The following is a 26,301-nucleotide window of genomic DNA, read 5'->3' on the forward strand; positions in this document are numbered from 1 at the left end:
AAAGGAAACGTAGCCATGGTGCGACTGCTGGGCGTTTTGATCCTATCGCTGTTAGGCTGCGACGCGGTTCTGGCGCAGGTCTCGACCATGGGCTCGACGTCGATGGGGCTTCCGACCACTCCTGGTACGATGGTTTCCTCGCCGCTCAACGGCCCGAGTCCGTTCTCCGCGGCGACGCTTCCGGGGGCGGCAGATACCAGCTTGGCTCCGGTGCCGCTGGCGTCGGACCCAACAACGCCGGGCACCGTTATCAATTGCGCGCCAACCACAGCGCCAAGTGCAGCGACACCCGCTGCCGCCCTGGGAACGATCTCGACGACGAATCTCGGTAGCGCGACCGGTACGGCCACCCCGACCACGCCGGTTGGTAGCCCGCTGGACTCCAGCAGCTGTGTTCTGAACGGGAATTCCAGCCCAAGCGACCCTTCATCGTTGCCGCTCACCACTCCGCTGATTTCCAGTGTCATGCCAGGCACGCTTGAGGCGCCGACCGCCATCCTCGGCGACACCAGTATCGCCCCGTCCGCGACGATGCCTACACCGAATGCCACGGCCTGCAATGAGACCGTCTCGATGAACCTTGCCGCCCCCGGCATGATGGCGGCTGCCAATGCCACGGGTGCCACAGCGACGCCAGGGGTAACCACGCTTTCGGGCTGCTGACTTAAGGTGCAGAGCTGTGCCTATGACTGCTTCTGGCGCAAAGCGGACGCTTCGGTCATCGATGCATAATTTGTTTGAGGAATGCACGGGTTCGATCCTGTTTCGGATCCGAGAAGAAATCGGCCGGCGCGCCTTCCTCGATGATCCGGCCAGCGTCCATGAATACCACGCGGTCGGCGACCGTGCGCGCGAATCCCATCTCGTGGGTAACGCAGACCATGGTCATCCCTTCGCGGGCGAGCCCGACCATGACGTCGAGCACCTCCTGGATCATTTCCGGATCAAGTGCCGAGGTCGGCTCGTCGAATAGCATGATCTGCGGCTTCATGCACAGCGCACGCGCGATGGCGACGCGCTGCTGCTGGCCGCCGGAGAGCTGGCTCGGGTATTTATCAGCCTGTTCGGAGATCCGTACGCGCTCAAGAAAATAGCGCGCGATCTCGTCGGCCTCCTGCCTCGTTGCGCCGCGGATCTTGCGTGGCGCGATGGTGAGGTTCTGCAGCACGGTCAGATGCGGAAACAGGTTAAACTGCTGGAACACCATGCCGACATCGCGGCGAACCACGTCGACATTGCGCGTCGAGTGATCGAGCTCGACGCCATTCACCACGATGCGGCCGTCGCGATGTTCTTCCAGCCGGTTAATGCAACGGATCATGGTCGACTTGCCGGACCCCGAAGGCCCGCAGATCACGACGCGCTCGCCGCGCGCCACCGTGAAGTCGATGCCCTTGAGCACTTGGACGTCGCCATACCATTTGGTGACGCCGGACATTTGAATGATCGGCGCGGACGTCTCTGCAGGCGCTTGCACCATGGTGCTCTCCGAAACGTTGTTCATGACGCCATCCAGCCGCCATCGACGAGGATGTTTTCGCCCGTCATGAAAGTTGCCTCGTCGGAGGCCAGAAACAGCGCTGCATTGGCGACGTCGTCGGGACGGCCCAGCCGCGGCATCGGCGTGCGGCTGGTGGAGTAGTCCATCCAGCGTGGTTCCGCGGCGCGGCTCGGTTTGCCGGTGACGATCTTGCCGGGCGCAACTGCGTTGCAGATGATGTGATCCTTCGCGTAGTCCGCCGCGATCTGCCGCGTCATGTAGACGACTCCGGATTTGGAGGTGCCATAGGCGATGTCTTCCGGGCAGGCGATCATGCCGTGTTGCGAAGAAATGTTGACGAGGCGGCCACGGGCCTCGTTGCGGATATCCTGCGTCAGCATCTGGTTGACGGCGGCGCGGGACATCAGGAATACGCCGGTGAGGTTGACCGCCAGCGTCCTGTCCCATTCGGCGAGGCTGGTGTCCGTCAGACGCTTGCCGGTGCCGATGGCGGCGTCGTTGACGAGCACGTCGAGGCGGCCGTAGCGCGCAACGGTCTGTTGGACAGCGCGGATGGTGTCGTCCTCCGAGGCGACGTCGATCCGGATGAAATCGACCTCATAACCGTCTGCACGCAGCAGCTCCAATGTCGGAGTGCCGCTCTCGCGCACGTCCATGGTGAGATCCGCGAGCATGAGCTTCGCGCCCTCGGTAGCAAACCGGCGGGCGATGGCGCGGCCGATGCCCGAGGAGGCGCCGGTGATCAGAACTGACTTTCCAGCCAGACGTTTGCTCATGCGGGTTCTCCTGCCTGCGGCAACCAGCCGAGATAGTCGCGCGCCGCATCTTCCAGATGATACTGAGGCGTGAAGCTGGCATCCGCGGCCAGCCGCGCAATGTTCAGCGGCGCACGGTCCTTCGGCAGGCCATAGATCACGTTGCCCTCCGCCTCGATCTCCGCCATCCGCCAGCGGAAGCCGGGCATGTGCGTCGCGATGATCTCGCACCATCGTGGCAGATCAGACAACACACCGCCGCTGACGTGATAGGTGCGGTGCTTCAGCGTGTCGGAGGCGCTCACCCTCGTGACGCCGAGGGCAGCGTCACGGGAATAGATCCAGTCGCCGGCCATGCTGCGCGGGAGAATCGCTTCACGGCCTTCGAAGGCCATGCGGAGCACCTGATAATGCGGGCTCAGCGCATCGCGGACACCGGTCTGCAATTCCCATGGGCCAAAGACCGGCCCGAGCCGAATCACGCGCACATCGAGCTTGTGAAGGTCGGCGATCCGCAGAGCCGCCTGTTCCGATGCAAGCTTTGTGATGCCGTAGAGCGCAGCTGGCGCCGGCGGCGACAAATCCTCCTCGAACAGGCCCGACGCGGCCGGTTGCGAGAAGCCGTACACTGCGACCGAACTGAGCACGGTGACGCGCTTGATGGCGGGTCGCAATGTTACGCGTTCGAGCAGATTGACGGTGCCACCGATATTGACGTCGACGATCTGGCGCGCAGCGTCATGCTCGCGCTGCGCATTCGGCGTCATCGCGGCGGTGTGGATCACGCGGTCGATGCCGGCCGTGTTCAACGCGCGGTCGACGTCATCGGCGCTTGTGACATCGCCGGTGACCAGCGTAGCGCCGGCAAGCTCGGCGCGCACCAGCATGTCGTGGCCGGGGGCTGAGAGGTCGAACAAGATAACGGTCTCGCCGTCGGCGATCAGGCGTTCGGCTAGCGCGAGCCCGATGAAACCGCTGCCGCCGGTGACCAGTGTGGCCATGTCAGCGGGCTTTCAGTGCTTGCCGTTCCAGCCGCGCCACCCAGCGCGTGAACGGATACAGGATGACGAAGAAGATCACCGCGGCCGCCATCAGCGGCGTCGGGTTGTAGGTTTGCTCCTGGGCGACGCGGGCTGAGCGCAGCAGTTCAGGCAGCGCGACCAAGGCGGCAATTGGTGTCGCCTTGACGAGTTCTAGCGAATTGCTGGCGAGCGGCGCCAGCACGTTGCGGATCGCCTGCGGCAGCACGATGGAGAACACCACATGCAGCGGCTTGAAACCGAGCGCCCGGGCAGCCTCGGTCTGGCCGTGGGGCACGGACAGGATGCCGGCGCGGAAGATCTCGCCATAGTAGCCGGAATTGTTGAGCACGATGGCCAGCACCGCCGCGGTGAAGCTGCCGAGCGTCAGGCCCAGAAATGGCATGCCGTAGAAGATCAAGATCAGCAGTGCCACCACGGGAAACGATCTGAACAGGTCGATATAAATCAGCAGCGCGATATTCACCCAGCGGTTCTTGAAGCTGTACAGCACGGCGATGGCGAGGCCGGCGAGAATGCCGAGCGGCAGCGCCACCACCGCGAGCCAGACTGTATAGAGTAGCCCCTGCAGCAGCAGCGGATAGACCCGCAACAGCGAGTCCCAGTTGGCGAAATTGTCCAGGAAATCCTGCATGCGATCCGCTCAACGCCCCGTGCTGTAGCGATATTCGATCCACCGGCTGGCGATGACCAGCGGCAGGAAGAAGGTGAGGTAGAACGCCGCGGCTAGCGTCAGCGGTGAGGGATTGGCGACCAGCGCCATCACGCTCTGCGCCTGTCCGAGCGTTTCCGGCAGCGACACCGCGGTGCCGAGCGCTGTGCCCTTGCTGATGGAGATGGCGCGGTTGGTCAGCAACGGGACGGCCAGGCGAATGGCCTGCGGCAGGATGATCGTGATCAGCGTCCGTAGCCGGCTGAAGCCGAGCGCGCTCGCGGCATCCCATTGTCCGCGCGGCAGCGCCATGATCGCGGACCAGAAGATCTCGGAGGCGAAGGCCGACAGCACCATGCCGAGTGCGACCACGGTGGTCATGAAGGGCGACAAAGCAGGGCCCAGATAAGGCAGGCCGAAATAGATGAAAACGATCACGACCAGCTGCGGCAGCGTGCGCAGCACATCCACATAGGCTGTGATGGCAAAATTGACCGGGCGCAGGTTCGCACATCGCACCAGCGCGAGCAGCAGGCCGAACAGCGTGCCGCAGACAATGACGAGCAGCGAGACGATGACAGTCGTGCGGAAGCCCGCGAGCACCTGCGGGAAGGCAGTCGCGATGACCTGGGCGTTGAAGTAATATTCGACGATCCGATCCATCGGGTCTCCGCTCCAAGAACTGGATCAGAGCGGTGCCGATCCAGTTCTGGCAGCTATCTTGTCAGAGCAAGTGCCTTACTTGCACTTCGGAACGTGCGAGGTCGGCTCGAAACCCTTGAAGCCGGGAGGGCCGTAGCCGAAATACACTGTGTCGATGGCTGAGCCGGCATCGGGCGCCGCGCCATACCATTTCTCGTGCAGCTTGCGCAGGCGGCCGTCCAACTTCATGCATTCGATGACCGCCTCGACCTTGTTGCGATACTCGGTGTCTTCCAGGCGAAACGCATAGGCGAAGTTTCGCCCGTTGAAGTCCTTGAAACCGACCTTGATCGCCTTGTTCTGGCTGGCGGCATAGACGGTTGTCGGGATCTCATTGAGCGCTGTGAAGGCGCGGCGCGTCAGCACGGCCTGTACTGTGTCGGGGAATACATCGTAGCGCTGCACTTCGAAGCCGTATTTCTCGGCATTGGCGGTGGCCCAGGTATCCGAGATGGTGCCGCGGTTGACGGCGACGGCCTTGCCCTTGAGATCCTCGAAGCCCTTCATCTCGTCAGCGGCGCGGATGATGAAGCCGTTGCCGGTGGAGAATAGCGGCTCGGTATAGAGCATGCGCTCGGAGCGTTCGGCAGTGAGGTTGAGCGGGTTGACGAGGAATTCGGCGCGCTTAGCGAACAGCGCCGCGAACAGGCCGGAGAAATTGATGTCGACGATCTCGACCTTCGGGCGGCCGAGATCTTTACCGATCTCGTTGATCAGATCTGCACCGAAACCCTCGGGGCCGTTGGGGCCGCGCACCATCCACGGCGCGACGCCGAAGTCAGACGCGACCACCATCGGCTTGTCGGAGGGATGATCGGCTTCCTGCGCGCTGGCGCCGGCGACGAATGCCGCAGTCGACAGCATCAGCGCGAACAGCCAATCCGTGGGTTTCAGTCTCATGGGGACGTCCTTTCGGGTGCGGATGTGGTGGAGATCAGGGCGTGGGGGGATGGGTGGTCTGCCAGTGACGGGCGATGTCGCCGCGCCGGCAGATCCAGGTGTTGTCGTGCCTGGCGACGTGATCGAGGAAGCGCTGCAGGCCGGCAGCGCGGCCGGGATGGCCGATCAGGCGGGTGTGCAGTCCGACCGACATCATCTTCGGCGCGGTGGCGCCTTCCGCGTAGAGCATGTCGAAGGCGTCGCGCAGATAGACGAAGAAATCATCCGCCGTTGCCATCGCGCCGCGGCTGAACTTTGCGTCGTTGTTGGCAAGGCCGTAGGGCACAACGAGATGCGGCTTGCCGAGCACACTTGTCCAGTACGGCAATTCGTCGTTATAGGCGTCGGAGTCGTAGAGGAAACCGCCTTCCTCGACCACGAGGCGCCGCGTGTTCACGCTCGGCCCATAGCGGCAATACCAGCCGAGCGGACGCTCGCCGGTGGTGCGCTTAAGGCTCTCGACGGTCTTGCGAATGCGCTCGCGTTCATCGACCTCGGACAGCAACGGATGTCGCTCCCAGCGCCAGCCATGGGCGCAGACGTCGTAGCCATATTCCTGAATGGCGGCGCAGGCCTCGTTGTTGCGTTCCAACGCCAGCGCGCAGCCCATGACGGTGGCGATCATGCCGCGCTCGGACAAAAGGCGCAGCACGCGCCAGAAGCCTATGCGGCTGCCATATTCGAACATCGACTCGGCGGCGAGGTCGCGGCCCTCGAAGCCGCCACCGCCACCTTCGGTCAGGGCTGCTTCGGTGACGCCGTCGCCATCGGCGTACGACGGCTCGGAGCCTTCTTCGTAGTTGATGCAGAAGTTGAGTGCGATTCTCGCTGCGCCCGGCCATTGCGGATGCGGCGGGGTGCGACCGTAGCCGACGAAGTCGCGGGTGAGGTGATCATCATGCGGCATCGTTGCGATCCCTATGCGCTCTGCGGCATCACGGCGCGAACGTCGCCAGCGATATCGACGCACACGTCGTCGTCCTGCCGGCCGGTCATGCCCATGGCGACGGCAAATTCCATAGCCGCGCCGAGAACGGTCATGGGATGATGCCAAACATTGCGGGCGAAGGTGATGCTTTGATGCGCTCCGGCGATGAAGCACCGCAGGGTGGCCACATCAGGCAGGCCATCCGGGCCGGCATCGCACACGATCGCCAGGTATTGGCTGCTGCCGAGCGGGATGAAGGTCTGGGCGGAGAACGGATGACGCTCCAGCGTCGTGATTGGCAGGGGCAGACTGCCGAGCCTGGCGGCGCTGCTGATCCAGAAGGAAAAGGTGGCGGCGTCCTCGGTGCGATCGTCCGATGTCGGAAGATAGCGCCGGCGCACGTCGATCGGTCGCTCGGCTACATCGCCGAAGGCGGCAAAGGCGGCTGGGGACAGCGATTCGGCCGCGACGGTGTGGGAAGCAATGTGGTTCGGCGTCATTCAGGCGGGACATCTGGTTGGTCGGTCTGCTGCGAAGCGGTCCGATATTCCACTGGTATACCAGTGAACCGCCCATGCTGATTTCAGTCAAGCTGCGAAGCCCGGGAAGCTGCGTCAAATTTGGACGGAGTCCGACAAAATTGCGGGCAGCTGCAGAATTTTCGGACATGCGCCCGCAGGGATTCTGCCTGATCTCGACCTAACCGTGAGGCTCGGGCAGGAAGATCCCGAACCGTTCGAGCAATCCCTGCCGCACATTAGTGAGATGCAGGATCATCGCCTGACGGGCTGCGGCGGCATCACGATCGATGATGGCATCGATAATCGCCAGATGCTCGCGGGTGGCGGGCAGCAGCCGGCCAGGCTGGCGCTCTACATTGCACATCCGGATTTTCTGCCGGATTTCTCCAATCAGCTTCTCAAGCGAGCGATTGCCGCAATGCCGCGCGATCTGGTCATGAATTTCATCGTCGAGGGTCCAGTGAACCGTCCCGGACACTGTCGACGCAGCAATGATCTTCTCCAGCGCAGCCCTGATCGGTGCAAGGATATCCAGCGCGATGCGGGTCGCCGCAATGAACGTCGCTTCGCTCTCCAGCACCATGCGGAGATGGACCAATTCGAGCAATTCCGCCATCTCGATTGTGCGAACCACCACAGTGCCGTTGGACAATTGCTCGAGCCTGCCTTCGCCCAGCAACCGGCTGATGCCAGCCCGCAGCGGTGTCCGCGAGACTTTTAGCCGCAGTGCAAGCCGGCGCTCTTCGATCACCTCGCCGGGCTGCAGCTGTCGCGACTCGATCAGGTTGTGCAGCTTCAAATAGGTTGCGTCTGTTATGCTGCCATTGGTCCGTGCCGGGCGTTTGCTGGTTGATTTCTTTGCTTTGTTGACAGAAGGCACGGACGTTGCTTTCGACGATTGGATAGAAATGCCGCCATATCGGTAGACGTACGGTACGTTCTCGCCGGTGGCCGAGCCGAAGCTCTGGGCGAGCCATCCATTCTCAATTGGTGTCACCTTTTATGCAAGACTTCGCGAAATTCCGCTGTCTTTGGATCTCCACATGACCGCGTCTGGCGCAGGGCGGACGTTCGGATCAAGCGAGGCCGTCACTTAAGTACAAAAATCGCAAATGGCCTCGCGCTCTACTACGGTATGGTTCGGTGCAGACGATGGTCTATTCGCGACGGATGCGGAGCAGGCAATCTGCTCCGCAGCGCAGGACTTCAGTGGCGATCTAGCGTCGAAGGCGTCTTGGGCGACTGCTTCTGTGGAATTCACGTCCATATCTGACAGAACATCATCGCTGGCTAGCAAGCTAGTTAGTTCTGCGATTCGTTGATTGGTTCGCAAAACTGATAGACGATTTCGGTAGGCTGTAGTGAGGAAGCTCTGCTTGGGATCTGGAGTAACTCACGGCAATTTGTTCGCGAGTAAAAGATAGAGAACTACCAAGTTACGGTTCTATCCCAAGGCGTGGAATGGAAGTTGCAGCACTTACGCAACGTGTTCAGTGTTAGGAGGTACAGATGGTAATGTTACACCGGCCTTGGACGGACAATGAAATTGCAACGCTTCGCAGTTTAGCTGGAAGGCTACCGCCAGAAGAGATAGCGAAAGAAATTGGGCGAACTCGGGCTGCAACGACGATCAAAGCGCACGAATTACATTTATCTCTGAGACGACCAGGCGCAAACCGCCTGGATAAGCGTTGGGCCAAGAGCTCAGTGCTCGGCTAAGCAAGCTCATCTGTTGGGTTTGAGAGCTGTGTACCGAAACCCTTCGTTTGTTGTCTCGATCAATGGCAGCCTGACCATGTGCCGCTCGTCAGTCGGCTCAAAGCCGTCGTCTGCTTCGAAATCTCTCCGAGGGCCAATGAAACCCCAATACATTAACGGCTACGCGTAAGAGGCGAGTCTATTCTAGAAAGGGGGTTGTTCTATCCAAATCGCGAGATGCGCGGTCGTGCACGTCCGACCGGCCAAACCGAACACCCAGAGAGCTTGCCCGTCGTTTGACGGCAGCCGGCGTACGGTCGAGGGACTGCGCGATCTCAAAACTAGATCGGCCTGCTATAGCAAGTTCCCTCAGTCTCTGATCCTCCTCAACCGACCAAATATTGTTCGACGGAACCGCCACGTTTGCCCCCTTACTCTTCAAAGATCTCCAAGACGATCGGAAGTCTGGTGGTGAATTTGGATCGATATTCATCGGGCTTAAGCGGAAGGGGTGACGGATATCACGACGATCCCATCGACCTTGATAAGGAATACCATGGTTGGGTCGTCAGACACGGGCGCACGTAGATTTGCATACTCAAAGGCAGAAATCTCACATGGAGAGGCAAGGCGGCATGCGAGACGGGAATGGGCGTAGCAAATAGGCGCACCATTGGTCGTCATCGACTCGAGATCTGTCCTAAGCAGATCATCCACGCACATCGTGCAAGCGAAATCCGCATCAGGCGCGTCGAATACGACCGTAGGCCTGCCGTCAATCTCAAGGACAAATACTTGAGCCGTCGTCATCGGAAGATGTGCCTCTTAACCTAAAAAGAGCAGCTTAAATTTAGCAATACTGGCAAAAATGGGTCATACGATTGTCCCTAGTCCGCATTGCGGTCTTATGGGCCGATCGTTGCAGACGCATCCAAGACGGATCCGGAAGAATACATAAGTCAGAATTCAACGCTCCTGTAGAGTTCCATCACGCGCTCACGCCGGTATGTTGACTTGATCGAATCGGCGGCACAATGGCCCAAGTAATGCCGATAACTCTCGCAATCGAGATGTTGGCCAATGGTGTCCGCCACATGTTGCGGATCCATCGATGATAGATGAACAGCAGTGTTTCCATCACAAGAGTAATCGCGTATTCCGCCGACAGCATTTGCGATGACGGGTAAGCCGACCATCATGGCTTCCGCGACAACGATGCAGAACCCTTCCTCATCACTCATATGGATGAAGAGGTCTTGCTCCATCGCATCGGCGTACCACTTATGCCTAAATCCTGCGAACTCGACCTGTTGTCCAATGCCGAGGTCGCTCGCTAGTTGCTCAAATGTTGATTTCATAGGCCCTTCGCCGTAGATGGTCAGAATGACCGGGCGGCCTCGGTCGAAGAGAATACGAACCGCCCTGAGCAGCAGATCGATGCGTTTACGGCTCACCAAGCGACCGGCGGTTGCGATCCGTGCTGGGCCAGAGAGTTCATAACACGTCTTCAACGGGGCTTCATCGCTCGCGAGGAACAGCGGGACGACTTCCTCCTCGCGTCGTCGCGGCTTAAAGTAGATGCGCGTTGCATGTAATGTCGTCGTGCAATCCGCCCAAACGCTATCGACTCGACCAGAAGTCAACCGCAGAAGCTTGCTATACAACGCAACGGCCGGTCCGCGCTCAAGTTCGGCAATGTGTTCGAAAGCGATGCACTTGACCCTCGGAAAGGCATATAGCACGAACCTGCCGATGATGTTGGCCTGTTTGAGCGACAGAATGACTGATTCCGGACGGAAGGTAATGATGGTCCGGAACAGCAGATACGCGCCCACCAGGCAGCCGCGGATCGATAGATTTGGGGAATCGCTCGCTTCAATAATTCGGTCTTCGCCTGCTAAGTTTCCGATTTCGCGCCTCAGTTCGGCCGAGCCTCGGTGAAGAATAATCACACGAAAATCGTAACCTTCGAAAAGCCCGTTTTCCAGCAAGCTACGCAGTCCGATCTCGGCGCCGCCTCGCATGAGTCCGTTGATGAAGTTTGTTATGCTACTGGGCGATTGTCGGCTAGGGCCCCCGGCACTCTTTTATCCGCGAACATCCGACCAAGCTTTTGTAGGTCTGGTTTTCATGCCGGCCACGGTCATCTAGCGCGCACAAGCTCGCAGCAGGCATGGTCCATGCGGTTCTTGTCTCCACAATCGGCCGACCGGAATCGAACCCGGCTCAGACTCGAAATCTTTGAAGGAGGCAGGCGAGCGCTTACTCAGCAGCTTTCAGTCTTCTTCGAAGTAGAATGATTGAAAATCGTGGGTTTGATTCCCACTCTCTCCGCCAGTATTTCATGTATGTAGTTGATTATACAAAATAAAATTCTGAGGTGTTTGGCTGATCCCCAGATTGGGCCCCACTCGGTTACGTGGCGCAGCAGCTTTTCTGGGTCGCGATGTGAACGTCTAAGAGTGTTTTCTACCCGAACAGGCGGCGGATGCTCGAACTCCTGCTCGATATTTGAAGAAATGTTTCGATGCGAACGTAGGTGATTGCCGTTTTGAGGAGTCGTCGCGGGAGGGCGTGTCAGCTCTCCAAAGACATCTGGTCTTGACCGATATGCTTACAAGCGAAGCCGTAACGGCCTAGCTCTAGAGCAGCCCAGCTATGATTGCAGTTGGGCTAGGAAACAAGTTATGGCCGATAAACGTATTCTGTCATGGTTTCTCAAATTGCAGATTGCGCATGTCTTCTGACCCTGATGATAAATCCGATGGTGGTTACACGCCAGATTTTCTGTCGTTCAAGCATGGTCTAACGCTGGAGGAAGCCCGCAAATTGATTGAGCGGTTTGGGGCGTCCCGGAAAGCATTGGATGCGGCGGCGGCGCGGCTCAAAAAGGGCAATACCTTTCCGGACGAGGATTAACGGCGCATTTTGGTGTCTGCGGGCGTTTGTGAATCAAGGCGTTTGCGAATGAAACTGCCTGTACCGCTTGCGTCGGATTTGTTATGACGCCGGCGATTTTAAATCGCCCGGCCATTAGGCTTAGGCCTAAAAGTCAAAGCAAAAGCGCAGATTACGGTGTCGCGGGCTTCTGACATGGCGCTCGAAGGCGTGATGCTGGTCGCTGAGCATCCGTGCTGCGCGAAGTTGATCGTTGTCAAATCGGCCTAGCTGCTTCCGCTAAGGTGGCGGAGCAACGGGAAAGCAATCGATGCGCGCTGCAGTTTTCATCTCAGCAGTTGTGCTTGCATCCTCACAGGCTCGAGCCGACCTCGCGTTTGTTCAGAAGGTGTGGGACTTTTTGCCAGTCGTACAAATATCCCAGGGGCACGCTGCTTCCTGCGCGTCTAACCGCATTGTTTGGGTCGGATCGATGCGGATGAATGATGCCATTGGGTCGATCAGCTTTCCAGGCGCCGGCGGTAAGGATGGCGAAGGCTTGTGTTACCGGCGGACTCTCTATCCATTCACTGAGAGATCTGAGTTCGGGTCATGGGTCAGGTGCCCGACTATCGGTGTGTGTGAGATAGATTGAGTTAAAGCTCCGCTTACATTCTGGCGTAGCTTTGAGGGTGGAAAATCTCCGGGATAATCTTCCGCCAGTGAGTCGCTGGATAGTCTGCCGATCTGCAGTGCCTGGTTCGAACAACTTCATTGCAGTGTGGTTTCTGATCTATTTAACCGATTGCATACGCTTCAAATGCTTGTGCTCGCGCTAGTCGAAATAGGCTGCTCGTCTAACCGGCGCATCTCCAAGCCTCGCACTGCCTGCTTCAATTATCCATAGCTTCGGCATCGAGCCCTCACGCCTGCCATTCTCGTTGCAACTCGTCGTATCAATTCGTGCGGCCGTCGATACGCAGAAAGGTGCTGCATCGTCGTTATGCGCAATGTAAGGCGGCGACACCAGAAGGGTGGGACGCGACATTCGTGCAATGAATTGAGGACGATCAAATTGCTCCCGCTCAAATCGCCTGAGCATCGGCTCAAGGAAGCCGGCTTGCCGGTCTATCGTGAATGTCAGGAGCAGCCGTGATCGCGATTCGGTCGGAAACGGGCGTTCAAAAAGAAGTTGCAGGCTGGCTGGATCTGACGCGGGGGGCGGCCGCCGTCGAGGTGGTGGCCTTCCATGCCTATCAGTTGATGTACATAGAGAAGCTGCCCGACGAGAGCCATGACGCCGGGATCAGGCTTCTGTTCTCCTCTCTCTGGACGATCAGCAGTCACGGGGCAGCCGCCGTGATGGTGTTCTTTGTTCTTAGCGGTTATCTGGTCGGAGGTCCTGCGATCGTGCGCGCATGGACCGGGCGTCTCGATGTCATCGACTATTTTTCCGCCCGCACGGCCCGTCTCTATGTCGTGCTCATTCCAGCATTGACGATTGCATTCTGCGCTTATGTGTCTGCGAGGCAATCATCGGGCTGGGGTCCATTCGCGGCCTCGCATCAGGATCTGTACGACCGCGCGCGAATCCTCTTCGCGCCAATCGGGCCGTATGGTGCAATTTGCAACGGCCTGTTTCTGCAAACGATCGTCTGCTCGGAATTCGCAGCCAATCTGCCGCTCTGGAGCTTGTCCAACGAATTCTGGTACTACGTCCTCATCTTCGCGCTGCTATCGGCTGTCCGAAAGCCGGCCTTCGCGCTCGCCGTTGTCGGAATATTCGGATTGTTCCTGCTCGCAGAGTACAATGACCGGGGTGGCACGCATATTGGGTTGCGGTTCTTCTTCTATTTCGCGATCTGGAGCCTGGGTGCGTTGGTTTATGCCGTGACGATGCCGATCGTCCGGTGGATTGTTCTCGTCGCGGGAAGTCTTATCCTGCTTCACATCGCGGAAATATTCGGCTTTGCGCCACGTTGGGCCGTCACCGAATTCACGATAGGGCTTGGCACGGCAGCGGCTATCATTGGTCTTTCCCACTTCCAAGTGCCGTTGCCGTCATTTCTGAATTTTGGAAAGACGCTTGCGAAATTCAGTTTTTCGCTCTACGCGATTCATTACCCCATTCTGCTGTTCCTGCATGTCATGATCGGGGGCAGGTACGAATTCACCCTGGCGTCATTTGTTCTCAACATCTGCTTCGTGCTGGCCTGCGTGCTGGCAGGCTACGTTTTCTATCTGCTGTTCGAGCGCCATACACCCGTGGCGCGTGCGTGGCTTAAAGGGGTGTTGACGTCGCGACAGCCGCAGGCATCACGCGCCGTGGACGGTGCAGATAGGTGACGAATTGCGCCAGATGCGATCGAGGTGGCTGCAAGAGGAGCCTCGATCTCGTGTCCATCATTCGTCATGAAAGGCGGGTCGTTCGGGCAGATGATGCGTGATGTTCAACGCCGGATCGAACGGAAATCGCTATAGTAGCGTTGGCAGGAGGGTCTGCAACAGGATCAGATGTGTCACGGAAGCCGACATTGATCGATAGAAGGCGATGGTTCGACGAAGGCCGTCCGCCAGCGGCGTGCGCGCCTGCCACCCTAGTTTACTAGCGGCACGAGTCGGGTCGGCGACATCCTCCCGCTCACGCGCGCGGCAGGGAAGGCTCCCGAAAGAAAGCAGTTCGGGACGGCCGATCATGTCGCCGATCTCTGTCAACAGATCGTGCATGAGAACCGGAGTACCGGATCCTATGTCGATCGACCGAGCATCATTTCCCCGAAGGAGGCCTGCCCGAAGAATGGCGTCGATAGCGTCGTCGATGTAGACCCAGTCGAGCTTCCGCTCAGCATTGGTCAATGCCACCGGCTCGCCCGCGAGAAGCGTCTGGATCGTATGAGGAATGACCTTGTACGGCTTCTGGCCCGGACCATATGTCATCATCAATCGGAGCACGGTTACAGGTAGTCCATACAGGTCGGAGAACATGCGTGCATAGGCACAAGTGGTCCACTTCGCTGCCGCATAGGGAGAAGATGGGGTAACGAGCGCCGCGTCGCCCTTCGGTTCCTCCAACGAGCCGATAATTACGACACGCGCGACGCCACGTTGCGTCGCTTCCGTTAATACGTTGACCGTGGCTATCAAGTCATTCCGAATGCTCTCGGCGATGAGCGAGATCTCCTGGCCGCCACGGCTGTCGCTCGTCAATTGGTAGACGATCTCGGGGCTAACCGTATCGAACAGTGCCGACACCTGAAGGGGGTCGCTCGCGTCGCACTTCTGCCAGTTGACATCGTCCTGCTTTGTCTTCGCGCGGCGCGAGGCGCCGACTACGATCGCTCCCAGATCGTTGAGGGAGTTGACGAGATGTCTTCCGATGAACCCGGTTGCTCCAATAACAAGAACCGTTCTGCCCCGGAGTTGGCTCAAGTCGATTTCCATATTCCTAGTTTCTCTCTGCAAGAAGGCCAGGCGTCTCGATCTGAGTTCAGTGCACTCATGCATCAAGCCGGCGGTCTGAAGCTGGCCTGCGTGGCTCGGCGAGGGCACGGCCTTCGGGCTACCAAACAGAAGCTGCTCGTTCGTGTAGCCATGCTCGCCGGGCGGTTTCATGTTTCTGGTAGAGTTCTAGCCATCGTCGCTCACCGGCCGTCTGCGTATGATCCTGAATTCTCGGCCGATGATTGCTTGACCGGTCTCGGGCGGGCTTGTATTCAACGCGGTGAACTCCCGCGTCTCGTCATATGACAGACCGATGAGCGTGAGCACGCAGGTCGCCGTGTCGAAATAGGGATCCGATGCCGGAACCTGAAAGTGATCGACCGAGGGGAGTGGCAACAGCCTCTGGCCGGTCGCTATCTCCCGCAAGGATTGAACCAGGGTTTCGAGAGCCACGTCCTTCAGGATGACACCGTAGGCGCCAGCCGCGGCCGATAAAGCCAGTTGGCGATCTTCAACGAACGCGGTGAAAAGGACGACCCGCGTAGAAAGCCCCTCGGACTTGGCGATGGTAATGATTTCCAGCCCGGTCAGACCTGGCATTGCGATATCGATAATGGCGATGTCCGGCGCTAAATTTCGAATCGCTTCGATACAGCTCGTGCCAGTGCTGCAGCACGCGACAACCTTGAAGCCATCTTGCGCTTCAAGCAGGCTCGTCAAACCTTGCAGAACCACTGGATGGCGGTCTGCGATCACCACGTTTCGCGGGGTAAGCGGTCGTTCGCGTCCCATGTCTGAGCTCTCATTAGTCGATACGAAGATCAGGCGAGATAAAGGAATTGGTGGGCTCAGGGCGCGGCGTACAGCGTGCACCGTGCCCTGAACCTGACCGGGGCTCTCTCTGCGGGGATGTAGCTCCGGCTTCGTTTCTTTTAGTCACCCCATTTTGCGGGGAGTTGATGAAGCGCAAGTACTGCATGGAGACGTTCGCGGCTTCGTTCGTGGTTCACATCAGAATGATATTCTGGCAGCCTCGACCGACGGGCGACCCCGGCCGGACAGGGGATCAAGCCGGAGCGCCCGGCAGCGGGCGGGGAGTCAACCGGACCGCTGCAGCCGGCAAGCTACCGGCTTGTTGTCTCCCGGTAAGCTGTGCACGCGAGCTAAGCCGAACGGTGGAGCGCATCGCGCAATGCCTCCATGTGGCCTGATTGGAATCGCGCCTTGCGTTTGGACATTTGGACAAAAAAAGACGTCGCGTGCGGATGACGGTGTCAGGGATGCGCTGGCCGCGCTATGACTGAGGCGGAGTCGGAGATCGACAGTGCAGCTCGGCCGGCTTCGGTCGGCTTCCAGATGTGATCCAGAACGATCGAGCCGGCATTCTCGTCGAATTCCTCCTCATAGGGCGGGTGGATGGGGACCGCCTCCATGAGGCCACGTAGCAAGAGATCCGCGGCCTCCGCTCCCGTCACGATTGCGGAGTGAAGTCTCACCTCCAGGTCTGCGTTCCAGCCCGGGGCGGGACCGATGACTTCGGTGTGCAGGAGTACGATCTGGCCGGGAGTGAGCTCTGCCATGTTCATATCGCAAATACATATCGACATCCGCTTCAACGGAAAGCGAAGCCGGGCGCGTTCGCCGGCGCGTCGTGCGCAGGACTACTTTGCCGGCTGCCCCGGGGACGGATGACTTGTGCGCGAAGGCGCTGCAATTTCGTTTCTCGCGTCTGCGTTTTTTCCCACGTAAACGAGATCCGCGGGCCTGACATAAATCGGCGCTGCTACGGGATTGCCCCCGCAAGTGCTGCAGATCGTCGAGACTTTGGTCAATCTGTCGTTCTCGGACTGGATGAATGCCAGAAATCGAGCATTCTCCTCCTGCGGCGTCAGATCGGCAGGCGCCGTCTGGAGCGTCGTCCCCGCGGAGCGCTCGGGCCGGGACATTGTGCGCGGCCGGTACTGGGAATGATCGCGAGGTAGCTCATATGCAGGCAATCCAGAATACTGACTGATTGTGCTGGAGGCACTACATCCGGCCGCCAGGATAGACATTGAAGCTAATCCAAGTGCTGTAGGGATTCGCATGGCCGTTCCGCCCTGTCATTTAAGAACAAAGAGAATCGCGATCGAGGATCATGATATTTGAGGCATCGTACTACTCGCCCAAAATGTTCGCAGTCATAAGAAAGAATAGGCAATCGGCGGTTAGAGCGCGGCCGATTGGTGTAAGCGATGACTAAGACTGTTAGCATCGTAGTGTGCGCTATAGTTGACAGGCGTCGTATTCCTGACAGCGTTTTTGAAAAATTATGGGCCGCCATCGCGTGAGCTATCGCGAAGTGACGGTATCGATCGCGTGGCGTCGAGAGGCGCTGTGGTGAGATGGAGACGGGCCGGCGAAGCTGATGACGTGGTCAACGCAATCGTCACGTAATAACCACGGGCGGGCATCAGACTTATGAATCGTCGCGGTCGAGTGGCTCGACATAGGTTCGGTGGAGCCTTAACGGCGAAGCGCTATTGTCCAGCAATACCAGCAGGCTATCGGTGCTGCTGACCTTGCCGCCGACGGTAAGCACTGTCCCAACGCGGTCGCGTAGTCGCGGATTCCGTCGCCTTCCCAGTTCACTGAACTGAAAGCGGTCGCCTGCCTTGAATGCGAACGGCCAAATCTTGATCAATATCGGCGCACAGACAATGGGAATGAAAACCTGATCATCTAAACGCTGCTGCTATAGTTGGGCAAGAGTGAGAGGCGCGCCGCCTTGCCAACCACAATCTAGCATCGCGAGGAGGCCGAAGCCGGTCGGGTGAATCTAGGGCATTCGAAAAGGGATGCGAGCGCTCGACATGGCGAATTGCTGCGCTAGTTCCGGGCGAGCCGTCTGCTGCCGCAGAGCGCGGCGCGATTGAACCTGATAGCCGTTTGGATTTTGCTTTTGCCATCGCCATGCATCCCTGCACATCTCTGGCAAGTCACGCTTGGCCTCCCAACCCAGCACGCGCTGTGCGAGATCGGGCGACGCGTAATAGCTCGCGATGTCGCCGTCGCGTCTGGGCGCAAATCTCACGGGGATCTCCATGCCGCTGGCTTCCGCAAAGGCGTGGACGAGCTCCAACACGCTGCTTCCGCGGCCGGTCCCGAGGTTAGACGTGATAAAGTCGTGCGTTTCGAGGCTCTCGAGTGCCCGAAGATGCCCAGCGGCCAGGTCCATGACATGCACATAGTCTCGGATGCCCGTGCCATCCGGGGTGTCGTAGTCGTTGCCGAACACATTGACAAATGGCCGCCGGCCGACCGCGACTTGCGAGACGAACGGCATGAGATTGTTCGGCGCGTCGTGCGGGTCTTCGCCCATCAAGCCACTTTCATGCGAACCGACGGGATTGAAATATCGTAGAATCGCCGTTCTGATAGGTGACGTCGAGGCAGCGACGTCGCGCAGTAGCTCCTCGACCACTTTCTTGGTGCGGCCATAGGGGCTGAAAGGAGCGAGCGGGTGATCTTCCTTCAACGGCAATGCGTCGGGCTCGCCGTAGACGGTGGCCGAGGATGAAAAGACCAGTTTGCGGATATCCGCGCGTTGCATGGCCTTGATGAGGGTGAGAGTACCCGTGACGTTGATGTCGTAATACATCGCCGGATCGGCAACGGATTCCGCTACGGATTTCAGCCCGGCAAAATGGATGACCGAGCTGCAGTGATGCGCCCGTAGCGCATTCAAGAGTGCATTCTGGTCGCGGACGTCGCCGCGGACGACAGCGGGAATGACGCCCGAGATACGGGCGATCCGGTTGATCACCTCTTCATGGCTGTTGGCGAAATTGTCGTAGATTACGACGCTGTGCCCGCTGTGGATCAGTTCTACACAGGTGTGGGACCCGATGTAGCCGGCGCCTCCCGTGACCATGATCGTCATCGCAATAGCCCGTTTCGGTTGAACTCTTTTTGAGGTCTTTGGATTCGCAGGCGAGGATCGTCTCGTCTCGTCGTCTCGTCTCTCTGTTCGGCGTCGCGTATTTCGAAAGTTCTCTAGTAAGTTTGCCGCGGACATGAGCGGGTCTGGCACGCGCCGGCGTGCGATCGCCTGGTACGGTCTCCTCTTCTCACTGCTTGTTGATGCACAGTCTTGCGGGACAAAAGTGCACGGAGTTGACGGCCGTCAAATAATTCGCGTGCGGCGCACGGACTATCCCGACGCTGGCAAGGCTGAGACTCGCACAAGGCGGTGCGCCCGGCCGATCCAGACGTCGAACCGAACTGGGAGCGCCCGACCGTGCCGCAAGTCAATCACAGCTACTCTCACACGCTCACCAATTTTCTTCCGGCTCTCTGGCGCCGTCGGCGGGTCATCTATCTGGGGGTCGCGCTGGCATCGGGGCTCGCCTATCTGTTCTTCAATGCAGTCGGCGAGCGCTATGAGTCCTACGCGCTGCTGAGGGTCGGGCAAGGCATCAAGGACAAGTCAACAATGACGCTCAATGCCCCATTCAGTGAAGGAATGGATCTGTCGAGTCGCGTGGACTCGCTGGCGCGAATCGTGACGACGGACCACGTCATTCGGCAAGCGGCCTCTCGGGTCGGTTTCGATCGCTTCGCCAAGAAGGCCGAAGCGCCAGGCGTAGTCTCGCAATTCATTCAGGGCGTCACGAATTACGATTATCTTCAGTTGATACCCAAGCAGCTTTCATTCCTTAAGCCGGCAGCAGCCCCCAACACAGCGTCCGACCCGAATGCCAAGGTCGAGGTCGTTGATGCCGAGGCCGCGCAAAAGCTGGCGACGATCGGTGCGTTGCGCGACAGGATCATCGCGAGGGCCGAGGGCCGCTCGGATATGCTGCGGATCACGTTCCGGTATTCTGACCCGATCATCGCTGCTGAGTTCGTCAATGAAATGGCCAATGCGCTGGTTGTCATGCAAGCAGACCTCGTGCAGGTGCCTGGCGCGGATATCTTCTTCGAACAGCAAAACAAGCGGTTGGAAGCCGAGGCGGAAAAGGCGGGAACGCAGCTACGCAATTTCTCCGTCGCGGCGTCCATCTACTCGGTTGCGGACCAGCGGATGTTGCTGCTCAAACGGGCCGATGATCTCAACACCTCCATTGCAAGCACGCGGGGGCAGATCGAGGACCGCAAGGGGCAGAAGCAAGCGATCCTCGATCAACTGACGATCATGCGTCCTGTGTATCAGTCACGCACCGTGACCGGCATTGTGAGCAGCTTGCGCGGACGTGATTACAAGGAGACGGAGAACAACGTCGGTGTTGCCCAGAACGAGGAAGCCCCGCCGCTGCTGCTGGTCAAAGTCTATCAGGACGCCATGGCGAGCCTTCTGAAGGTCAATACCGACCTGAATGGTTTGCTGAGGGTCGAGAAGCTGCTCGCTTCCGAACTGGAGAAGATCAATATGGAGCTTGCGCTGCTGTCGACCAAGGAAGCCGAGTATGATCGCTTGAAGCGCGTGCTGACGCGTGCATCGGCCGCGGCGGACCACTATGGAAGCCGGGTGATCGAGGAGCAGATCAATCTGGACATCGCCAAGAAGACGCAGCTCTCAAGCGTGCGTGTGATCCAGTCGGGTGAGAGGCCGGTATCTCCGATCTTCCCGCGATTGTTTCACGTCGTGATGATTGCCCTTGTTGGCGGCGTGATGCTCGGTATGGCCATGGCCGTGCTGCTCGAACTTGCCGCTGTGCGGCGGCAGCAGCGAATCGTGGACGATTCTGGTGAGGCAGATGATGACATCATCAGATTCAATGAGGCGGTCCGACGGTCTGTTCGAAATCACATGCGTGAAATGCAGGCCGCGGAGTAAATCGGCCGACCGGGCAGTCAGGACGGACTTAGCAATATACGGCTTCTCTGCAAAAGGCTTGAAGGTATAGAGCAAACATTCCGTCGATCATCGGTGGGATGTTTGTTGTTGATCTGGTAAAGAAAATCGACGTGGCGGATTGGAATCGAGCTCTGTAACCCCAACGAAGAGCGGTGAACACAAAGCGTTACCTGCCTTTATCTATAGGCAGAGCATCGCGTGATGTAGTTTCACCAGCGAAATAAATTAGATCGATTGGCCTAGTTATTAGGTTCGATGTGCGCAAAGCCCATCGCTGTCGCAGGTCGCGATCCAGCTTGAAAAACAAGTAACAAAACTTTGGGCGCACAAAAGATGGCGCGCGTCGGATTGCCGCGTGCACCGATATCTAATTACCAAACCACAATCACGACAAATTGCACTGCAACGATCATAGGTGATTCGCGCGCTGCGAGCGCGCTCCTGACGACAATTAATTGGCGCAATAGTTGGGCAACTGAAGCGCAATTTCCAAAATAAATGGGGGCCGGTGAATGGCGATTTCGATTTCGGATATCATCGCGCAGAATACTCTGGGCAAAAGCGAAGGATTTCCTGCAGGTGTACCGCTGAGCTACAATTGGTATAAAGGCTGGAATGACGACGGAATGAAAACGCCGCCATCGCCGTTTACCGCCGTCGAAGGATGGGGACAGGTATATCAAGAGGCTGGCGCAGCGGCCTATTCGAATCCTGCCGCCGCGGTCGAGGTGGCGAACGCGAAGACATATGTCCGCCTGAAGGCGACAGGGGAGTGGGTGCTGGTGCAGGACCAGTCGCGAACCCAGATCGCCGGCGCGCATTTCGTCTCGGATTTCGGTGGAAATGCCGGTTATGCCATGACGGTCACCACGCAGTCCGATGGTGACGCTTCCTTTGCAGCTCCGCCTTCCGGCTATAACGACCATTTCTGGTATGGGTCGCGGGGCTCATATGCAGCCGGATCGATCGACGCGGTCTATGTGCAGATGGATATGCGCGTCACGGACGCCAATCTGAATCTCGTCGCCAGCGTGGGCGCCGATTGGTGGCGCAATGCAAGCGCGCCTTTTCTGCAGGATCATAGCAACAATCCAGGCGCTGGCAGCAGCAACTGGGTCGAGCTTTCGACTGACTGGACCACGCTTGGCTACTTTTCGTTGAGCGCGACTGCATTTCAGGCAGACCTCCCGCCGCCGCTGCTCGGTCTGCCCGGAACCCCGCCCGTCGTGGTGCCGCCGGCTGACACTGTCGCGCCGGAGGCTCCCCGGTTGCTCGCGTTTACGCAGGACACTGGCGTTGCCGGCGACAGGATCACTTCGGCGAGTTCACTCACGCTGTCTGGAACGGCGGAGGCCAACAGCACCGTCAAGATCTTCGATGGGGCGACCCAGATTGGCTCGGTGCGGGCGGGCAGCACTGGCGCGTGGAGTATATCGACGCCCTCGCTGCAGAATGGCCTGCATACGTTTAACGCACGGGCGACGGACGCAGCGGGTAACACCAGCGTGGCGTCGGCGGCACTCAGCGTGAATATCGATACCATCGCGCCGACCGCTCCGAAGATCGTGGTATTCTCCCCCGATAGCGGAACGGTGGGCGACGGGTCGACAGATGTGCGCCGCCTGACGCTATCCGGCTCCGCGGAAGCGGGCAGCACCGTCAGAATTTTTGACGGCGGGAGCACGATCGGCACGGCCACGGCAAATGGCAGCGGTGCATGGAGCTTTGCGACGGCTGACCTGTCCTACAGTACTCACAGCTTCACCGCGACGGCCACCGATATTGCCGGAAACACCGGAGTCCCATCCTCCGCCATGAAGGTCATGGTGACGAAGCCGCTGGTGCCGCCCGATACAACGACGCCGCAACCCGAGCCGCCGGTTTCTGGCAAAAATCTGCTCGTCAACGGATCGTTTGAGGAATCTGCGCTCGGTGCGGGGCGCTGGGCGGGGTTCTCGTCCGTTCCAGGCTGGACTGCCATCTCCGGCGGGACGATCGAGCTTTGGAACAACCTCAACAATGTGAGCGCTACTGATGGTGTGAACTACGGCGAGCTCGATTATCTCGGTGCACGTGATGGTTTTTATCAGGATGTAAAGACCGAGATAGGGCAAAGCTACGATCTCGCTTTCGATGCGCGGTCGCGCCCCGGCTTCAGCGGGTCAACCTGCTCCATGGAAGTGCTGTGGAATGACAAGCTGATCGCGACGGTCCCTCCAGGCAATGCATGGGACACCTTTAGTTTCTCAGTGACCGGCACCGGCGGGCTGGACCGGCTTACCTTTCGCGAGGTGGCCGGGCAGGGCGGCGACGGACTCGGCGCGCTGTATGATAACGTCCGCCTCACAATGCATGGGGCGTCCTCCGCCAGCCTTGCATCGACGAGTTCAGGCAATGCAGCGCTGAATCTCATGATGCAGTATTCCGCAACGGCGTCGCCCAGCTCAGCGCCGATCGGCCTGATCACCATCCCCGACGCGACGGCGGCACTCCCTCAATTGCTGGCGAAATCAATCGCATAGGTGTGTCCGGCAAAGCCGGGATCGGCGAGGGCGTGATGCCGGCGTCTTGCTGCTGCCGTGTCCTTGCGGCAGCAAGTAAGCCTGCGGTTAGCATTTTGCTGAACTGGCGCCGAACCAGTTTCCGGCGGAATTCTGCAACGATGGTGAGTTGACGACTATCAATTCGCCGTCCCGCCGCGCTGCAATGTTCCGGCGACGCAACCGTTATCGCGATCAACGATCTGTTGGAAATGCGCTCTCCCGATGCTGTCCGGGTGAGCGATCGCGGTTCGGTGCACAGGTGGTCGACGGCCAACGCTCGGATACTGTCATGAATCCTACGGATATCGGTGGCTCCGCATCAGCCGATCAGAGCCATCCGCTCTTCACGATAGCCATCCCGACATTCAACCGGTCCGCGCTCCTCAAGGGCTGTGTTACAGCAGCACTCGCACAAACCACCGCTGCGGACTTCGAGGTCGTCGTATCCAACAATGCGTCCATCGACGACACCGAAGCCATGCTAGCCGAGTTTACGGACAGCAGGCTACGCGTCGTCACGCAGTCCAGCAATATCGGCCTGGCGCCGAATTGGAACGCTTGCCTTGCCGGGGCAAGGGGGGACTACATTGTCATCGTCTCTGACGATGACAATGTTTCTCCACATCTCCTTGAACGCTGTGCTGCTCTCATCGAGAAGGAGCCGGACCTGCCGGTTGTCGTCACACTGAGCGACCTGCATGCAGGCTCGATCGGTCGCACGAAACCGGCGCTCGCCAGTCGTTCGCTTGCAACGGGCGTCGTTGCCGGAACCGATATCCTGCGGGAATTCTTCGCCGATCGAATCTCGGTGACGATCTGCAGTGTTGTGATGAGGACGCGGGCGGTGCGGGCAAATGGCGGGCTTCCGCTCGATATGCCGCATATGTCCGACATCGCCGTCTGGGCGCCGCTGCTGTTTCTCGGAAATGCCGGGTTCGTCAACGAGGCCTGTGCAACATTCACATATCATCAGCAATCGGAGACATCGCGGCTGGAGATCGATAAATTACTCGTCGATGGCAGCAGGATTGTCGATCTGGTCAGGCAGAATGCCGCCGTCCATATGCACGACGATGATGACCGCAGGAGCATCGAAAGGGAGGCGCGCAGCTGCTTCTCGCGCCGGGCGCTGATCGCTCTGTCGGATCACCGCAGCAGCGGTGCCAGCATGAAGGAATTATGGAGCGCCATGTGGCGCTGCCGGCGGGAGTTCGTCGGACTGGATGCGAAGGCCATCATACGCTTCGTCGCGAAGCTGGCCTGCCCGGAAGTGATCGCGGCGCAGTTGCGGCGACGGCAGGGATTCGTGCCTGGGGCGCCTCGCCTGAATTCGTCTCTGCCGGCCGAGGCGCGCGACGGGCACAAGCTGGCGCCTTTTGCAAAGCCGCATCATTCATGACGACCGTCAAATCGTGCGGAGAGCAACTGCTAAATTTCGGGCGATGACAACGCACGCGCCCGATGAAAGGGTCATTCACGGTCCATGCTCGGCGCCGGCGTTGCTGGATCCTGAGTCGCTACCAGCGGTCTCATACGGAAAGATGTTTAGCCTGTGCCAAGAGCATTTCATAGCGCCGTTGTCGTGATGATGGTCATGGGAATGCGCGCTGCGGTCATGGGCTCGAAATTCGCCCTCGCGATCTTCATTGCCCATTATCTCGATCTCTCATCATTAGGGCTGTATGGCCTGGCCGCAGGCGCGATCGCGATCATCCCGGTGAGCGTCAATCTGGGCATGAACCATCTCCTGATGCGGGCGGCGGTGAACATCCCTCTGGAGGAGATGGTCGGTAGTCTGCGTCAGTTCTGGACATTCGTATCTGCCGTTTACGTCCTGCTTTTGGCGGTTGCAGTGGTGTCGGTGATCGTGTTCGACGCGCCGACAATCTGGATTCTGCTTGTCGGGGTCATTTTCCTCGAGCATGTCGGCAATGACGTGTTCTACCTGTTCTCCAATCTCCAGCGCCATCTGGCGGCGAATGTCATCACCTTCGTGCGCGGTGCGGCATGGATCGTCGTCTATATTCCGCTCGCGATCATGTTTCCGAGCTTGCGGACGTTGCCATGCCTGTTCGAGGCCTGGTTTTTCGGCGGGATCGTCTCGATGTTGTTGTTCGTGGCGATGAGCTGGTCGTGGCCATGGAAGGCGGCCTTTGCAACCCGCCTGCGACCGTCATTCATCTGGGAAACAGCGAAAAGATCCTACCTCTTTTATGTCAGCGATCTCAGTTTTGTAGCCAGCCAGTATATCGACCGATATCTGGTAACCCTGTTTCTCGGGATCAAAATTGCCGGGATCTACTTTCTGTTCTGGACCGTGGCCAATGCCACGACCACGTTCCTTGCGCTGGTCCTGCAGCAGAAACAGCGTCCCCTGCTGATGCACGCCTACAGTGCGGGAGGGCTTCCCGCCCATCGCCAGTTGGCATGGCGCTTCATGAAGGTGTCTGCAGCTGCGTCCCTGATCCTCAGTGGGGGGATTGCTGCGGCGTTTCAGCTCGCATTTCCGCTCCTGGGCCAGTCCGCTCTCACCGCATATCTGTCGGCGCTCTGGGTGATCGTCATGGGGATGGCCGTGCGATACGTGGCGGATTTCGGCGCCATGGCATTGTTCTCCGCCCATCAGGATCGGATCATGACGATTACCAACGTCGCGTCCATCGTCGCTTTGGTAGCCGCCCAATTGGTCCTTCTGCCGCTCGCCGGTTTGCGCGGAGCCGGCGCGGCGATACTGATCACGTCGATAGCCATGCTGATATGGCGCCACTGGTTGCTGTTTGGGCTGCCAATGCCCTGGCGCCGCAGCGCCAGTGTCGATTCGGCAGCGCCGATCGGGATCTCCTGACCATGAAAATCAGCCTGGTT

At 59.0% G+C, this 26,301-nt stretch carries 20 protein-coding genes and 1 pseudogene; 7 read left to right on the plus strand and 14 right to left on the minus strand.

From position 1 onward, the window contains the following. Positions 1-15 precede the first annotated feature (15 nt). Positions 16-663 carry a hypothetical protein gene (locus AB7783_RS26430; RefSeq protein ID WP_441279216.1) on the plus strand — a complete coding sequence of 216 codons (648 nt, stop codon included), beginning with the start codon at positions 16-18 and terminating at the stop codon, positions 661-663. Positions 664-718: 55 nt separating this feature from the next. On the opposite strand, the gene AB7783_RS26435 is transcribed toward AB7783_RS26430, so the two are convergent. The 10 genes from AB7783_RS26435 to AB7783_RS26480 form a co-directional block, all read right to left on the minus strand. Next, on the minus strand, positions 719-1,504 hold the full coding sequence (locus tag AB7783_RS26435) for an amino acid ABC transporter ATP-binding protein (RefSeq protein ID WP_441279217.1): 786 nt from the start codon (positions 1,502-1,504) through the stop codon (positions 719-721). Beyond that, positions 1,501-2,277 carry an SDR family NAD(P)-dependent oxidoreductase gene (locus AB7783_RS26440; RefSeq protein WP_441279218.1) on the minus strand — a complete coding sequence of 259 codons (777 nt, stop codon included), beginning with the start codon at positions 2,275-2,277 and terminating at the stop codon, positions 1,501-1,503. The genes AB7783_RS26435 and AB7783_RS26440 overlap by 4 nt, the downstream gene beginning before the upstream one ends. Then, a complete protein-coding gene (locus AB7783_RS26445) occupies positions 2,274-3,257 on the minus strand; it encodes an NAD-dependent epimerase/dehydratase family protein (protein WP_441279219.1) in 984 nt (327 codons plus the stop codon). The genes AB7783_RS26440 and AB7783_RS26445 overlap by 4 nt, the downstream gene beginning before the upstream one ends. A gap of 1 nt (position 3,258) precedes the next feature. Next, positions 3,259-3,930: an amino acid ABC transporter permease gene (locus AB7783_RS26450; RefSeq protein ID WP_441279220.1), complete on the minus strand. Its 672-nt coding sequence runs from the start codon at positions 3,928-3,930 to the stop codon at positions 3,259-3,261. A 9-nt stretch (positions 3,931-3,939) separates the two neighbouring features. Then, a complete protein-coding gene (locus AB7783_RS26455; RefSeq protein ID WP_441279221.1) occupies positions 3,940-4,611 on the minus strand; it encodes an amino acid ABC transporter permease in 672 nt (223 codons plus the stop codon). 75 nt (positions 4,612-4,686) lie between these two features. Then, a complete protein-coding gene (locus tag AB7783_RS26460; protein WP_441279222.1) occupies positions 4,687-5,550 on the minus strand; it encodes a substrate-binding periplasmic protein in 864 nt (287 codons plus the stop codon). A 34-nt stretch (positions 5,551-5,584) separates the two neighbouring features. Beyond that, positions 5,585-6,496 (minus strand): allantoinase PuuE, encoded by a 912-nt coding sequence (locus AB7783_RS26465; protein WP_441279223.1) that lies wholly within the window; start codon positions 6,494-6,496, stop codon positions 5,585-5,587. Positions 6,497-6,507: 11 nt separating this feature from the next. Continuing rightward, entirely contained in the window at positions 6,508-7,017 is a 510-nt protein-coding gene (locus tag AB7783_RS26470) for an ureidoglycolate lyase (RefSeq protein WP_441279224.1), read from the minus strand. Positions 7,018-7,216: 199 nt separating this feature from the next. Continuing rightward, positions 7,217-7,837, minus strand: a complete 621-nt coding sequence (locus AB7783_RS26475) for a GntR family transcriptional regulator (protein ID WP_439062523.1) — start codon at positions 7,835-7,837, stop codon at positions 7,217-7,219. Positions 7,838-9,695: 1,858 nt separating this feature from the next. Further along, the gene (locus AB7783_RS26480) at positions 9,696-10,727 is read right to left on the minus strand and encodes a glycosyltransferase (RefSeq protein ID WP_441279225.1); all 1,032 of its coding nucleotides are present in this window, start codon (positions 10,725-10,727) and stop codon (positions 9,696-9,698) included. A 745-nt stretch (positions 10,728-11,472) separates the two neighbouring features. On the opposite strand from AB7783_RS26480, the gene AB7783_RS26485 reads away from it, so the two are divergent. Together AB7783_RS26485 and AB7783_RS26490 are read left to right on the plus strand one after the other, a co-directional pair. Further along, the gene (locus AB7783_RS26485; RefSeq protein WP_441279226.1) at positions 11,473-11,655 is read left to right on the plus strand and encodes a hypothetical protein; all 183 of its coding nucleotides are present in this window, start codon (positions 11,473-11,475) and stop codon (positions 11,653-11,655) included. Positions 11,656-12,765: 1,110 nt separating this feature from the next. Beyond that, on the plus strand, positions 12,766-13,959 hold the full coding sequence (locus AB7783_RS26490) for an acyltransferase family protein (protein WP_441279227.1): 1,194 nt from the start codon (positions 12,766-12,768) through the stop codon (positions 13,957-13,959). 129 nt (positions 13,960-14,088) lie between these two features. Here AB7783_RS26490 and AB7783_RS26495 read toward each other — a convergent pair whose 3' ends face one another. The 4 genes and pseudogenes from AB7783_RS26495 to galE all read right to left on the minus strand — a co-directional run. Beyond that, complete coding sequence (locus AB7783_RS26495; RefSeq protein ID WP_441279228.1) at positions 14,089-15,225, minus strand: NAD-dependent epimerase/dehydratase family protein; 1,137 nt, start codon at positions 15,223-15,225, stop codon at positions 14,089-14,091. A 15-nt stretch (positions 15,226-15,240) separates the two neighbouring features. Beyond that, positions 15,241-15,846 carry a response regulator gene (locus AB7783_RS26500; RefSeq protein ID WP_441279229.1) on the minus strand — a complete coding sequence of 202 codons (606 nt, stop codon included), beginning with the start codon at positions 15,844-15,846 and terminating at the stop codon, positions 15,241-15,243. Between the two features lie 482 nt (positions 15,847-16,328). Further along, on the minus strand, positions 16,329-16,634 hold the full coding sequence (locus AB7783_RS26505) for a hypothetical protein (protein ID WP_441279230.1): 306 nt from the start codon (positions 16,632-16,634) through the stop codon (positions 16,329-16,331). Positions 16,635-17,971: 1,337 nt separating this feature from the next. Next, positions 17,972-18,976, minus strand: a pseudogene (gene galE, locus AB7783_RS26510) (UDP-glucose 4-epimerase GalE); the annotation flags it as partial. A 309-nt stretch (positions 18,977-19,285) separates the two neighbouring features. Here galE and AB7783_RS26515 point away from each other — a divergent pair. The 4 genes from AB7783_RS26515 (at position 19,286) to AB7783_RS26530 (ending at position 26,281) form a co-directional block, all read left to right on the plus strand. Continuing rightward, positions 19,286-20,872, plus strand: coding sequence for a GumC family protein (locus AB7783_RS26515; RefSeq protein ID WP_441279231.1), 1,587 nt, complete (start codon positions 19,286-19,288; stop codon positions 20,870-20,872). Between the two features lie 533 nt (positions 20,873-21,405). Beyond that, complete coding sequence (locus AB7783_RS26520; RefSeq protein WP_441279232.1) at positions 21,406-23,415, plus strand: Ig-like domain-containing protein; 2,010 nt, start codon at positions 21,406-21,408, stop codon at positions 23,413-23,415. A gap of 310 nt (positions 23,416-23,725) precedes the next feature. Beyond that, the gene (locus AB7783_RS26525; protein ID WP_441279233.1) at positions 23,726-24,835 is read left to right on the plus strand and encodes a glycosyltransferase family 2 protein; all 1,110 of its coding nucleotides are present in this window, start codon (positions 23,726-23,728) and stop codon (positions 24,833-24,835) included. 201 nt (positions 24,836-25,036) lie between these two features. Beyond that, complete coding sequence (locus AB7783_RS26530; protein WP_441279234.1) at positions 25,037-26,281, plus strand: lipopolysaccharide biosynthesis protein; 1,245 nt, start codon at positions 25,037-25,039, stop codon at positions 26,279-26,281. The last annotated feature ends 20 nt before the right edge of the window (positions 26,282-26,301 follow it).

The organism is Tardiphaga sp. 172_B4_N1_3 (assembly GCF_052076035.1).
GTDB lineage: Bacteria > Pseudomonadota > Alphaproteobacteria > Rhizobiales > Xanthobacteraceae > Tardiphaga > Tardiphaga robiniae.